The following is a 14,406-nucleotide window of genomic DNA, read 5'->3' on the forward strand; positions in this document are numbered from 1 at the left end:
TTCTATTTGAGCTACATTCGAAAGGACATTTAAAGTAAACCTGAATATAAGTTATTTAAAAGTGATTTATATTTGAATTTGCAAATGTTTAATTAATTTTTTTAGATTTTAATCAAGAAAGGAAGCAAATTATGCTCAAGAAATTAGAGAGTTTAGAAAGGGTAATCGGCAACACACCTATGATTAAATTAGAGCATGAAAAGATTAATCTGTATGCGAAACTAGAATATTACAATCTAATGAATAGTGTTAAAGTACGTGCTGCTTACCATATTTTAAAATCAGCAATAAGTCGCGGTGAAGTGACTGAAAATTCTACAATTATCGAATCTTCATCTGGTAACTTTGCGGTTGCTCTTGCTACTCTTTGTAGGTATATTGGTCTGAATTTCATACCAGTTATTGATCCAAATATTAATGATAGTTATGAGAATTTTTTGAGAGCAACTTCCTATCAAGTAGCTAAAGTGGATGAACGAGATGAAACAGGTGGCTATTTATTAACGCGTTTAAATAAGGTGAAAGAACTTTTAAATACTATTCCTAATGCATACTGGACAAATCAATATAATAATGCCGATAACTTTGAAGCTCATTATCAAGGAATTGGTGGAGAAATATCTAATGATTTTAAACAGTTAGATTATGCCTTCATTGGAGTGAGTACTGGAGGGACGATCGCTGGGGTATCTACACGATTAAAAGAAAAATTCCCTAATATTAAAATTATTGCGGTAGATAGTCAAGGATCCATTATCTTTGGTGATAAGCCTCGTAAACGATATATACCAGGAATTGGTGCCAGTATGATACCTGGTATGGTTAAAAAAGCATTGATTGATGATGTAATTATTGTACCGGAGGTTCATACTGTTGCAGGTTGCTATGAGCTATTTAATAAACATGCAATATTTGCCGGTGGATCATCAGGGACTTCTTATTATGCAATCCAAAAGTATTTTGAAAATAGGGATGTTCAAAATACCCCTAATGTTGTTTTCTTATGTCCTGATAATGGTCAAGCTTACACATCTACTATTTACAACGTAGAATGGGTAGAATGGCTTAATACACAAAAATCAGTAGAAGACCAGTTAGTTTCTTTATAAAAATGATATAGAAATGAGGAAGCAATTATGATGTATTTAAATACGAAACATATCAATGAAATGGGTGTTAATTGGGAAGAAACAATAAATGTCATTTCAAAGGCAGTACAAAGTCTTGATTCAGAAGATTTTTCTCAGCCAATTAAGCCATACTTACGTTTCGCTGATCCGGCTAATAGAATTATTGCTATGCCAGCTTATATTGGAGGAGAATTTAAGGTTTCAGGAATCAAATGGATAGCTAGTTTTCCAAAGAATATTGAGAAAGGTATTCAACGTGCTCATTCAGTTACTATATTAAATGATGCTATGACTGGGAAACCATTTGCGACACTTAATACAGCAATGGTTAGTGTAATAAGAACAGCTTCTGTTACAGGGTTAATGATTCGAGAGTTTGCCAAATTAAGAGATTTAAATAATATTAAAGTTGGAATTATTGGATTTGGGCCTATTGGTCAGATGCATTTAAAGATGGTAACTGCCCTATTAGGCGATAAAATCGAAAGTGTTTACTTATATGATATCAATGGAATTAAAGACGAATTAATTCCTGAGGAAATTTATTCTAAAACTCAAAAGGTTAATGCATATGAAGAAGCCTATAATGATGCTGATATTTTTATTACTTGTACTGTTTCTGCAGAAGGTTATATCGATAAGAAACCTAAAGATGGAGCACTACTACTCAATGTTTCTCTTCGTGATTTTAAGCCTGATATCTTAGAATATACAAAATCCCTAGTTGTTGATAATTGGGAAGAAGTCTGTCGTGAAAAAACTGATGTTGAAAGGATGCACCTTGAAAGAGGTTTACAAAAAGAAGATACAATATCAATTGCTGACGTTGTAATCCGAGGAGCACTGCAAAATTTCCCTTATGACAAAGCAATATTATTTAATCCAATGGGTATGGCCATATTTGATGTAGCCATTGCTGCTTATTACTATCAAAGGGCTAGGGAAAATGAAATTGGTGTTTTATTAGAAGACTAGTAAAATTATTAAAACGTAGTTTGAAATAATTGTTTAATAGCTTCTAAATATCGGTAAACACGACTAATCATTATAGAAAATTAGTTATTTGATAAGCTTAGAATTTATGTAATTATTTGAGGAGCTGTTTTTATGAGTGAAATTATTTCGGCCTTAGATCTCTTACATCCCAAGCAAATTCGCTTTCATGAATCATATGAACACAAAAGATTGGAACAAATTTGTCGTGTAATGGAAAGCGAAGGTGTTTTACGGAATCCTCCCTTAGTATCTGAGCTTAGTGATGGTAATTATCTGTTACTTGATGGTGCCCATCGTATGAAGGCTATGATGGCATTAGGTTGTAAACGCGTTGCTGTACAGGTAGTACCTGATGAAAAAATAAAAATTCGTGCTTGGAATCATTTATTACCAATGGGGGAATGGGTAAATAATTTAAAGAAAGAACCTACAATAATTTGGTCAGGTAAGAGTATTGCTAATAAACGTTTGCTTGCAAAAATTACAGAAGCAAATAAACAAGAACATTTTTTATATGCAAGGGATTTACATAGCGATTTATTTACCCATTTAGAGATATGGCATCGTATTGTCGGCTTATATCAACATGAGTATACGGTACGCCGTCATTCAAATGATACTGAGGTCTGGCCTCATTCAAATGAAATATTGATGAGTTATCCAGAATACTCGTTGATGGAACTGAAAAAGGTAATTGAAGCAAAGTTTTTAATGCCAGCGGGAGTTACTCGTACGACGCTTAGTGGTCGGTTATTGAATTTACGTATACCACTTCATATATTGCGTACGGAAGTATATCCTGCTGGTGAATGGGAAGCGTTATGTGGAAATTGGTCAAAATGTTTACGCCTTTATGACGAGCCGATATATGTTTATGATGCTTAATAAATTGTTTAGTGATTATGATGTATATTTTTTATTTATTTGTAAAAATTTCATTATATGATTTATATTAATTCCAAAATATTTTTATTATGTTATAAAAACTTTTTGAATTAGTATTTAAGACTAATCTAAGAGAGGTTTGTTATTGGATGGGGTAAATATTACCAAAAAAGATAAAGTGGAGATCTCTAAAAAATTAAAAACTTTCTTGGGTGATCAATATTCACTTGAATTAGGAGAGTACATAAGCTTTGAGATACTTGAATTTATAATAAAAGAATTAAATCCACATTTTAATCTAGCTACAAAAAATAGGCTGGAAATTCTCTTGAAAAATATAGAGAAAGAGATATATAGTGAATTAGTTTCACATGATAATAACAAAGTATAGGCAATATCACATGTATTTAAATGTAGAATAATATAAACCTATACCTACATAATGTGTTGCTATTAATTTGGTAGAATAGCGAGGATCAAGAGACTTGATGATATACAATTTTTAAAAGAGGTGGAATTGTGGAGTGAATATATTTGCAATTTCATCTTTTTATTTTTAACACGCTTTTTGCAATTCAAGATTGATAATAGATCCTTACAGAGGCTTTAAGGCAGCGTAATTCTGTAAAAGAATTTAAATATATTAAAGTTATTTCATGATTAAAATTTTCTGGCGAAGCATTATACAATTAAAAAAAGAGTCATTTATTCCTTTTTGTGGTAAAATCTCCTTAAGGTATATCTTCTATAAATCTAATCTTTTTCACAAGCTTAATTACAATTCTTAATCGTTATTCAGATATTAGAAGAATAATTTAAATATATAATAAGTAAGTTCATTTTTATTATATTGATATAGTTAAATATCCTATTATTTTATTTTTTATAAAACACATCTTTTTTTCATTAACATTTAATGGTATATTGTTTATAGACAATGTTGTGGTAAATTATTGAATTTATAACATCATTTTCAAAAAATAAGAAGGTAGGTATTAAAATGGAGAATGAAAAATATTTACAAGTCGTAGAAGATGAAGAGCTTGAACAATTAGTTGGTGGTATTGGACCTGGTTGGGTTGAAACTATAACTAAAGATTGTCCTTGGAAGATGCCTGTAGCATGCGTCACAATTATGGGACAAACAATTTGTAAAAAATGCCGCTAATAGTTAAAGAGAGTAAGGCGAAAGGCCTTACTCTCTTTAATAATAATGAATTTCTAACTGTTTCTCCTACCTATAAAAAGAAGAGGTTATTATGAAAAATAATTCACATGGAATTTTGAATACAATAGATAATGGGTCTTCTTTAGTAACAAAAGAAGGCCTAGAAAAAAAATTTGGTATCTTTTTAGAGGATTTTTCATGTAATGATATTATTAAGAATGACGAAAACTATAACTTTCAAAAAATAATACAAACATATGTAGTATTCTTTAAAAATATGATTAAAAATAAAATTGATTTTTTTGGAAATGTTGAGAGGGTTTCTGAATCAATAATGTTTGATTTAGAAAGAAGACTATACCAAGTTTTAAGACCATCCTTAATTGTATACATAAATAAACTTAGAGTAGAAAACGTTTTGATAGGAATGGATAGCGGTGAAGAATATAAGTATTTTACAAAGAACTTCTTTCATTTTAAAAGGTTCTATATAAAATTTTTTGAGATATTACCTTTATTAAATGAAAAAATTTTTACAATCATTGAAAATGAAATAAATTATATGATTTGGTTACAAGGAGCTCTTGAAAAAGATCAAAAAGAAATTCATAAAATGTCAGCTTTTAATATTATGCATGTAGAAAAAGTTACTAACCTAGGTGACTATCATAATAATGGAAAGAGAACAATACTTTTAGAAGATAAATTTAATAATAAGGTAATCTTAAAACCAGTTGATTTGAAAAATTCTATCTTATATCATAGTTTAATTAATCAACTGAATAAGGATTTAAATACTAATATCTTTATTCCGCAAGTAGTTAATAAGAGAAATTATGGATATATGGAATATATTAATCATGAATCATGTGAATCTACTGAGCAAATTAAAGATTATTATTATAATTTAGGTGTAGTGCTTTCTGTAATGTATTTGATTAATGGAAGTGACATACATAATGAAAATATCATAGCTAAACAATCCTCACCAGTCATAATTGATTTTGAGACATTAGGAAGTACATTAAATCCAAGTACTACTGAAGAAACCAGTAGTTTTATATTATCTAATTCAGTATTAAATTCTAGAATGTTACCTATAAAGTTTAGTGGAGGTAGAGAGGTAATAAGAGATTACAGTGCCATTGGGAGACTAATGAAGAATTTGGTAAAAACAATTAAAATAAAAAATGAATTTACATCGAATCCTATTGAAATAAAAGAAGAGAAAATAGTAGAAGATACAGTTCAGAATTTACCGTTTTTTAACGGTGATATATACGAGTATGATAATTATATAAAAGATACTATTAAAGGTTTTGAGGATGCATATAATACAGTCTTAAAAAATAAGAAGGAATATGTGTATATATTGAAAAATAGTGTTTCTAAATGGAATTATCGAAAAGTATATCGAAATACAAAAATTTATTCTCTTTTATTAGATAGACTAAATGTTCCAGATCTATTAGAGAATAAATCAAAGACTATAAAGTATTTAAAAAATATACTTGAGAAAAATATCTACTTGGCTACTAGGAAAGATATTATTCAAAAAGAGATAGAGGCACTATTATCTTATGATGTTCCATATTTCTTTAATAAGTATGAATGGGGGGCTTACGAGAGTTTATCAAGTAATGAAATAGATTTAGAAATGAAATTCAAAAAAATTTCATATGCTGACTTTTTATTACAAAGAAAAATCATCGAAATGTCTCTTTCTAATCAAAATGATAATCTATATAAGCTGAATACAGTAAAGGAAACAATTAATTTTCAGACTAATTTACCTACAAATAAAATAAGGGAGGTAATTACAGAGAAAATTCTTGATGGTTGTTATATATCAAAAGACGGTGATGTAGATTTTATTGGATTAAAAACAAATTGGCAAGGGGAGCTCGAGATAAACCATTTGAATAATGGAATATATGATGGGGTATTGGGAATAAGTACATTATTGAGAAATAACGCTGACCCTAATCACATTGAAATTATAAATAAACTCGAACAAAAAGCATTGCAAGAAATACTAAACAGAAATAAAAATAATTATGGTTTTGTAAATGGTGTTAATGCTATCATTTCTTATTATTTAACAAATTTTCCAGAAAAAGCCTATATTGATGAAAAGGTAGTATTGCAAATATTTATGGATATCAACTCTGATATTGAAAAAGGCCGATATAACGATAAACATTTTGATATATTAGGTGGTTCAGCTGGTTTAGTTTTAACTGCAGTTAAGTTCTATCAAGTTAATCCTAAGTATAAAATATTGCTTAAAGTGGCTGAAAATCTCGGCGACTACATTGTCAATAATATGCAAACAAATGACGAATTTTTATATTGGAAAGCTCACGATACTCTAAATTTAGAAGATTCTTTAAAGGGATTTGTTCATGGATTATCAGGTCAACTTCTCGCACTTTATAAGTTAAAAGACATATTAAAAACCAATAAGTACGATAGAGTAATACATGGTATACATAAAAGTGAGAAAATGAGTATCAGTGAATATGAATATACAGACAGCTGGTGTAAAGGGTTTAGTGGAATGGGAATATCAAGAATTAAAATTTTAGAATCATATCAAAATGAAGATATACAATCAGATTTAATCTTTTTTAAAAATCAAATCTTAAGTACGTTACATGTAAACAGTGATTATTGTTTATGTCATGGTTTAATTGGGAAACTAGACTTTTTATTGGAGTTAGAAAATAGAGGTATGTTAGAGCGAAATGAAAAACAAATTGTTATGAAAGTAACAAATAACTTTTTGAATAATTTTGATATAGAAGATTTTAATCCTCATAAAATCGCATTATTTACAGGTTTAGGAAGTATTTTGTATTTTCTGCAAAGGTTAGAAAATAATAAACTAAATAGCATTTTATACTTTAATGCCTAGAATAGGTGATAAATATGTTAAGAAAGAAAATTAAGTTTATACCGCAAATGACCTCTTTTGATTGTGGGCCTAGTTGTCTAGCGATGATTATGCATTATTATGGTTTAGCAGTACAAGCTTCGGAAATTAGAAATAGTAAAATTATCAATAAAAAATCGTCATGGAGTTTGTTGGATATTAAAAAAGTTAGTAAATCGTACGGACTCTCTGCAACTGCATATAGAATAGAAAATCCAGCTGATTTAAAAAGGATACAAAAGCCGATGATAGCATTTTGGGGCTTTAATCATTTTGTAATTATTGAAAGGGTTAAAGAAAATAAATTTTATATTGTAGATCCTAAGGCAGGACCCATGGTAATTGATATAAGAAGTTTTGAAGAGATGTTCTGTAACTATATCTTAGTAATAGAAAACAAAGAAGATATACAGCCAGATATTAAAAGGCGTGAAAAACATATACTACTTAGATATATTGATCATTTTGTATCCCCTAGTCAGATGATTTTACTAGCACTACTAACATTATTAGCACAAATCTCAATTTTTACTTTCCCGTTTATTTTGAAAAAGTTTATGGATATTTTGAATGCTTCAAAGGAAGTGGATGTAAGATATCTATTAATTATATTGGGGAGTTTAATAGTTGTTATAGGGATAAAATCTATAACTTCAATTATAAAAATAAGATTTCAAAAAGAAATTGATAGAAAAAGTACAACAAAAGTTTTTGAGCATATGTTTAATATCCCCATAGAAAAGATTACTTCACGTCATGCAGGAGATTTAAATGTAAGAATTATGAGTCTAGAGTCAATACGAGGATATATTTTAGAAGATCTAATTGAAATGATTATATCAATAGTAGTTATCATTCCATTATTGATGTATCTATTATATACTGAGACTTTTTATACTTTAATATTGATGTTTTTTATTGCTAGTTCCCTATTTATCAATATTTCCTTAGGGAAATTTATATATAATGCTAATTTAGTCGAAACGTATTACCTAGGGGAACATAGAGGTAAAATTAATGAATCATTAAAAGCAATGTATTATGTAAAGGCCACGGGGATTTTTTCTAAAATTAAATCTGTATGGAAAAAAGATTATAATAAATACTTAGATACGGTGCATAAACGAGTGCTAAAACAAAATGCTTTAGAATCATTTAATAGTTCCCTATCAACAATATTTATTATCATAATGCTTGCTGTAGGATTTTATAATTTTAGTAAAGGAGAAGGAGATTTAAGTAATATTTTTTTCTTTATTGCCATATCTAGTATTATATTTTCTCCGGTTTCAACAATTATAGGATCAATTTTAAATTGGAATTCAGTTAAACCAATTTTATTAAGAACTTTAGACATCTTGGAAGAGGAATTGGAGATAGATAGATTTGATACTAAGGTAAACATTCTTAGAGGCTCAATTCAATTTAATAATGTTTCGTTTAGTTTTGATGACAAAAAAATAATAGAAAACTTAAGTTTGAACATTAAAAACAACGAAAGTATTGCTATTGTTGGAGAAAGTGGCAGTGGTAAGTCCACTTTGGCTAATTTATTATTAAAATTGCATACTCCCGATAAGGGGAATATATTAATAGATAATAGAGATATTAAAGATTGGAACAGTGAGGAACTAAGAAAAAAGGTAGGACTAATGACTCAGGATGGAGTTTTATTTAGAGGTAGTTTATCTGAGAATTTATCTTACTTTGATATAAATTATGATCCTACAAAAATCCAGAATGCTATACTTAAATTAAATCTAAGTAATTATATTCAATTTCAAAGTATAAATGATATTTTTATCTCTGAGGGAGGAACAAATTTCTCCGGTGGTCAAAGACAAAGATTAGCTATGTTACGTCTGTTTATGAAAGAATATCCGATTCTTATCTTAGATGAACCAACTAATCATTTAGATAGGGAAACAGCAAATACTGTGATTGAAAATATATTTGCCATGCCATCCACCAAGATTATTATTACTCATGATGAAAATATTTTAGAGCGCGTAGATAAAGTCTATGAACTTACTGATAAAAAATTAGAACAACGAGAAGTATTTTCTAAACCCCAATTGCAAACATTAGGTAAAGGGTAAATAGAATATCTAATAGATCAAGAATTTAATAGATACTTACTTTTATTTGAGAATGAGAAAGTGAGGAACAAAATGAAATTAGCAATCCAAACTAAAAATTTAACTAAGTCTTTTGATAATCAATCCATTGTAAGAAATCTAAACTTATCTGTTCCTGAAGGAAGTTTATATGCTTTTATTGGACCAAATGGTGCAGGGAAAACAACAACAATGCGAATGCTATTAGGATTAATTCCATTAGATAAAGGAACGATATTATTTAATAATAAAGATATCAAAGAATGGAAAGAAGAATTATTTGAAAATGTGGGTTGTTTTATTGATTCACCTACCTACTATCCTAATTTGACAGCATATGAAAATTTAGCCTATGTACAAAAAATGATTAATAAGCCTTTAGATGAAATAGAAAGAGTATTAAAAATTACAGGAATATATAAAGCAAAAGATAAAAAAGTGAAAGATTTTTCCTTAGGAATGAAACAAAGGCTAGGTATTTCCTTTGCTATTCTTAATGATCCTAAAATACTAATTCTTGATGAGCCGACAAATGGATTAGACCCAGAGGGAGTACACGAGATAAGGCGCTTATTACTTCATTTAGTAAAAAATGAGGGGAAGACAATATTTATTTCTAGTCATAATTTAGCTGAAATTGAAATGATAGCAGATCACATAGCATTACTACATAAGGGTAACTTACTCTATGAAGGGAATTTAAACAGTATTATTACTTCTAGAGAATATATTGTTCATGTTAATGACACTACTGCCACAGAAAGGATTTTAAATACAGAGGATATACCTTATAGCCTAGAAAAAGAAGGGGTATTCAAACTAATGATAGATCAAAATAGTGTTCCTAATTTAACCAGAATATTAATTAAAAATGATATAGATATTTTTGAAGTTAGCCCTAAAAAGCTAACATTAGAGGAAGTATTTTTATCTTTAACTAAACAAAAGGAGTTACTATCATAATGCAATTTATCTTTAAAAGTGTGAATAGTGAGATGAGGAAAATTGGTGGGAGAAAATTATTATTATTTTCTTTGTTTTTTTCATTATTATCAAGCTTTTTGTGTATAAGTTATTTTATTTTTAACAAGAATAATCCCGACATATTTCAATCTACGAATCTTATAGCAATTACAGTAAACTTTAATACACTAACATTAAGCATTTTTTCTGCTTGTATGTGGTATTTTATCATTTCTTCTGAAAATAAATATGGCACTTGGGCCATTATTTATACAAAGCCAATTTCAAAGTTTAAATTATTGGTAGCTAAAAATTTATTGTTTATACTGTTTTATTTAATCTTTAATATTTTAAATTTTTCAGTTATGGGTATCTATATTTTTATAAATGGATATGAAATACCTATACTTTATTTTTTGAAAATGTTGATGCTTTGTACAAGTCTATCTTTAGCAATACCATATTCTCAATTACTTTTTCATTTAATTATAAAAAAGGGAATTCTTGCGGCATCCTTGTCAGTTATTTGGATTTTCTTTAGCGTAACATATGGATTATTCCCTGCAGTATTCACAAAGACATTTCCAATATTTTATGCATTGAATATAGTAAGTGACGTAATGATGAAAGAACCAACTATTTTACTATATCTTGCAAGTTCTTCAATCTATATTTTAGGAATTATGTTATTGACTATGAGTTTTAAATATTATACATATGAATAATAAAGGGTGAAATAAGTGGGTATATTAGGTGAATATAAAAAAAGTCTTCATAATGGATTGTATATTCTGTTATTATTGTTTCTGTTGATACCAATAAGTTTTCAAATCTTTCTAACTGTATCACCTCAATTAAAAGATGGAGTTTTCATGCATATAGCGATTCTAAGCCTTTTTTGTAGATTATTTTTACCTATTGCGATAGGTCTATTAGTGTCATTTTCTTTTGTAAACGAATTCAGAAGAAAAGGATATATGTCTGCTATTTATCATGGAATCACTTTAAAAACTATATTAAGTAATAAGTTTTTGTTTTGCTTAATAATTACTTTTGGTTATTTAATATGTGCTTTAGTCATAACTAGTATACCTATAGTATTAACGGTTGATAATCTTGGGACTGTTTATCAAAGATTAATTTTTTCTATACTTTTTATGGTGATTAGCTCTTTAACTATTGTGAATCTACAATTTTTAATAAATATAATATTTTATAAAATTCCGTTACTTTCATTATTAGTAGGGGTTATAGGCGGGTTGGGTAGCTTTTTTATCTCTCATACAAACTATTGGATACTATTTCCTTGGTCATATCCAATTATGAGTCTTTATATCGATAGCATTGAACCAAAACAGTTGTATATTATTCTTATTGTATATCTATTATCATTACTAAGTTGTATATTTATTATTAAAAAATCAATGCAATGGAATTAAAGTTAAAATAAGAAGAGTAGTATTATTAATAATAAAGCGTGTTATAGTTGCTATAAGCTGAATCTCGATACGTTAAGTGGAGGAATAAGACATGTTGATCAAGTACTATTGAATCCAAAGAAGCTAAAATATGAAGAACGTAACTTATGGCTGATAGAATATCTATTAAAAAATTCACCATATGAAAAAAGGTAGCTGTACAAAAGTACAGCTATCTTTTTTTACAAAAACATCCGAATACAAGAACAATCTTAGCGTAAACTTGCGCTTAATGGTACTTGAGAATAAACTGTGAAATTGTTACTATAAGTACCGTGTTTAGAAAATGAGGAAGAAATTGAACCGTTCCAACTTTTGTAGATAGATCCAGATGTATCTGCTCTTAGAAGTACATTTGAAAAGCTAGCTTGGCTAAAAGAATTACGTCCAGTATCTTCAACGCCTTGAACCATTTTTACTGGTTCGTATTGAGAAAATGAGCCATATACAGGCTGATTTTCATATCTAGGAATTCCATTTACATACATAGTAACCGTACCATTGCCGTTATTAATTATTTTAAGGTTTACTCGATCACCATCTTTAATTAATGTATCATATTGTGTGTTCCAATACTTATTGTTTTGACCTGATTCATTATATCCTGAATTAAGAAATACTTTATATCCACTTGGTGTTTTTGAAATACCACCTTCAACTTTAGATGCTCCAATACCTAAATACCAATTTACATATCCATCCTTAACAACAACTGATTTTGGTAGATTTATATCGGCTGCAATTCCAGTATAACTACTATTTGTAACACTTTTTATAGCACCTTCTGTAGCTGCAAAACTTGTAGTTGAAAACATTGATAGAGAAATTAGAAGTGAACCGACTAGATACATCATTTTTTTCTTATTTTTCCTTAATACTTGATTCATTTTTAAATCCCCCTTATTCTTAATTATTAAATTGTATTGAAAGTTGGCCAACTAACTACGACTTACAAACCAAAGATACATTAGGTTTAATTTAATGTATATATTTTCCTGTCATAATTCATTGGAATGTCAAATAAATTAGATGATTCGTATTTATCAATATAGGGGGAGTTGACAGTATGAAGTGTTATGTCTATTTAAAATTAAGAATGCTTTGTTAAAAATAAGATTAAAGCTTACAAATTTGTTGGGTATAATATGTATTACGATTTATTTAGGAGAGATAAATATAGAAGGAAAACAGGGGATTTTTCAAAAGATATATCTCAAATTCTGAGAAATAAAATACAAACAAATGAAATAAATGGATTTTTTGTGTTAAAGAATGTATTGCAATAGTTCGTAGGTGAAGGGAAATACATGATTTAAAAGGCGTGGAATTCCTATATAAAAAGAAGAAAGGGGGTCCAGCTATGGAAAAGACAAGATCAAAGTTAAATAATGCAACTATTGAAGGGGTTATAGAGACATTAAAAGATGAAAATGAATGTTTACGTATGGAAATTGATTATTTAAAAAAGTTAAAGGCCTTCCTTCAAAAAGAGAAGTAATTACAGAACAAGACTAAGTGGAAGTTCTAGTCTATCATTCTACGTACAATTATAGTAACGAGAATAGTCCGAAACAAATCTGTTTCGGTAGTCAATTTGTTTTAAAACAGACCGTCTATAATGGGCGGTCTGTTGTTTGTTATGGTCGGCGACTGCTATTCTTTTACTCATCTTATATTATATTTAGTTTAAGAATTGAGAATAGAAGAATAGGATTAGAAAAATTAATGTTTTGCCAAATAATTTATTGAATAGACTTAAAGGGATAAACAGTTCTCCTATTGTAAGGCTTTTGAGTTTATTCCTGTTTGGTTTTTTTAACAACTCTTTAAATGTTCGAAAGTTTATTTTATTAACGAAAGACCAACTTGGCATAGCTTTTGTATCTGAATCTATTTTGAAAATGATATGAATACTATGTGTATGAAAGCCGCCTATACTTAAAATAAGCATAAATCCTAAAATAATGAACCAAGTCATTTTCTAGCACCTCCTTGCAGTATTTAATATTAAGATATTATTAACGTTGAGGAAGTGTGCTATTGTCCATGAAAAATATTGAGGAATTGTTGAGGGAACGTTGAGAATGTTGCAATGCAATTAATCGTAGCGTAGTTAACTGTGCTTGTTCTGTTTTTTTTGTAAAAAAGGAAAAGAGAACAGTTGCGTAGACTGTTCTCTTAAGGAGCGGAAGTGCTGAACATTTTTTAATGACAATGATTCAAGCTTTCCAATTATAGTGTGTGCAAATAGTTACAATTCATACAATAAGGCAGCTGTAAATTATTCATACATTAAAATTACTTTATTATAGATTGAGTGTATTACAAAGGACAAAGAGCACTTGTCAAAAGTGCTCTTTGTAAGGCATACATTAGGACTAGAAAGAGGCATCATTGACAATCCAAAAGGAGATATCTATATACAACATATGAAGATGATTTGAAAGGGTGACAATAAAAACAAAAAGAGCAGTAAGGAGGTACTATTTGCTCAGCTTCAGGGGAATTTATATTCATATAAATCCTTTTAATATTTTGATGTTTAACAATTCCGTCACAACTATTCCGTAAATGTTAATATTATCTATTAATGGGAGTATTTTTGTGTTATAATTCACTAGGTGAACTATTGTTGTTCCTTTCATCTTTTGATGGATGTATGCCCTTCCTTAATTGTAAATATGTTCGATTTTATTGGTGAAGAGGGAAGAAATCCCTCTTCTTTTTTTGTCTC

The 14,406-nt window shown here is 28.6% G+C and carries 13 protein-coding genes; 11 read left to right on the plus strand and 2 right to left on the minus strand.

All coding sequences use genetic code 11. From position 1 onward, the window contains the following. The first annotated feature begins 131 nt into the window (after positions 1-131). The 10 genes from sbnA to ACTFO4_RS24990 all read left to right on the plus strand — a co-directional run bounded on the left by sbnA (position 132) and on the right by ACTFO4_RS24990 (position 11,633). The gene (gene sbnA, locus ACTFO4_RS24945; protein ID WP_326265663.1) at positions 132-1,109 is read left to right on the plus strand and encodes a 2,3-diaminopropionate biosynthesis protein SbnA; all 978 of its coding nucleotides are present in this window, start codon (positions 132-134) and stop codon (positions 1,107-1,109) included. Between the two features lie 27 nt (positions 1,110-1,136). Further along, positions 1,137-2,105, plus strand: a complete 969-nt coding sequence (gene sbnB, locus ACTFO4_RS24950; protein WP_326265664.1) for a 2,3-diaminopropionate biosynthesis protein SbnB — start codon at positions 1,137-1,139, stop codon at positions 2,103-2,105. Positions 2,106-2,237: 132 nt separating this feature from the next. Then, positions 2,238-3,011 carry a ParB N-terminal domain-containing protein gene (locus tag ACTFO4_RS24955; protein ID WP_326265666.1) on the plus strand — a complete coding sequence of 258 codons (774 nt, stop codon included), beginning with the start codon at positions 2,238-2,240 and terminating at the stop codon, positions 3,009-3,011. 139 nt (positions 3,012-3,150) lie between these two features. Continuing rightward, positions 3,151-3,402 carry a DUF2164 family protein gene (locus tag ACTFO4_RS24960; protein ID WP_000923221.1) on the plus strand — a complete coding sequence of 84 codons (252 nt, stop codon included), beginning with the start codon at positions 3,151-3,153 and terminating at the stop codon, positions 3,400-3,402. Between the two features lie 609 nt (positions 3,403-4,011). Further along, on the plus strand, positions 4,012-4,179 hold the full coding sequence (locus ACTFO4_RS24965; RefSeq protein ID WP_000426725.1) for a type A2 lanthipeptide: 168 nt from the start codon (positions 4,012-4,014) through the stop codon (positions 4,177-4,179). 91 nt (positions 4,180-4,270) lie between these two features. Then, positions 4,271-7,096, plus strand: coding sequence for a type 2 lanthipeptide synthetase LanM (gene lanM, locus ACTFO4_RS24970; RefSeq protein WP_440014500.1), 2,826 nt, complete (start codon positions 4,271-4,273; stop codon positions 7,094-7,096). Between the two features lie 14 nt (positions 7,097-7,110). Then, positions 7,111-9,213: a peptidase domain-containing ABC transporter gene (locus ACTFO4_RS24975; RefSeq protein WP_440014501.1), complete on the plus strand. Its 2,103-nt coding sequence runs from the start codon at positions 7,111-7,113 to the stop codon at positions 9,211-9,213. A gap of 72 nt (positions 9,214-9,285) precedes the next feature. After that, a complete protein-coding gene (locus ACTFO4_RS24980) occupies positions 9,286-10,194 on the plus strand; it encodes an ABC transporter ATP-binding protein (protein WP_326265053.1) in 909 nt (302 codons plus the stop codon). Further along, positions 10,194-10,919, plus strand: a complete 726-nt coding sequence (locus tag ACTFO4_RS24985) for an ABC transporter permease (protein WP_440014502.1) — start codon at positions 10,194-10,196, stop codon at positions 10,917-10,919. Before ACTFO4_RS24980 ends, ACTFO4_RS24985 begins: the two co-directional genes overlap by 1 nt. A gap of 15 nt (positions 10,920-10,934) precedes the next feature. Next, a complete protein-coding gene (locus ACTFO4_RS24990) occupies positions 10,935-11,633 on the plus strand; it encodes an ABC transporter permease (protein ID WP_440014503.1) in 699 nt (232 codons plus the stop codon). A gap of 251 nt (positions 11,634-11,884) precedes the next feature. On the opposite strand, the gene ACTFO4_RS24995 is transcribed toward ACTFO4_RS24990, so the two are convergent. Then, positions 11,885-12,559, minus strand: coding sequence for a hypothetical protein (locus ACTFO4_RS24995; protein WP_326235466.1), 675 nt, complete (start codon positions 12,557-12,559; stop codon positions 11,885-11,887). Positions 12,560-13,032: 473 nt separating this feature from the next. Here ACTFO4_RS24995 and ACTFO4_RS25000 point away from each other — a divergent pair, with 473 nt between their 5' ends. Then, entirely contained in the window at positions 13,033-13,170 is a 138-nt protein-coding gene (locus ACTFO4_RS25000) for a hypothetical protein (protein WP_326235465.1), read from the plus strand. Positions 13,171-13,353: 183 nt separating this feature from the next. Here ACTFO4_RS25000 and ACTFO4_RS25005 read toward each other — a convergent pair whose 3' ends face one another. Then, positions 13,354-13,650, minus strand: a complete 297-nt coding sequence (locus tag ACTFO4_RS25005) for a hypothetical protein (RefSeq protein WP_088021233.1) — start codon at positions 13,648-13,650, stop codon at positions 13,354-13,356. Positions 13,651-14,406: the final 756 nt, after the last annotated feature.

The sequence above is a fragment of the Bacillus cereus group sp. MYBKT14-1 genome, from assembly GCF_051915185.1.
GTDB lineage: Bacteria > Bacillota > Bacilli > Bacillales > Bacillaceae_G > Bacillus_A > Bacillus_A cereus.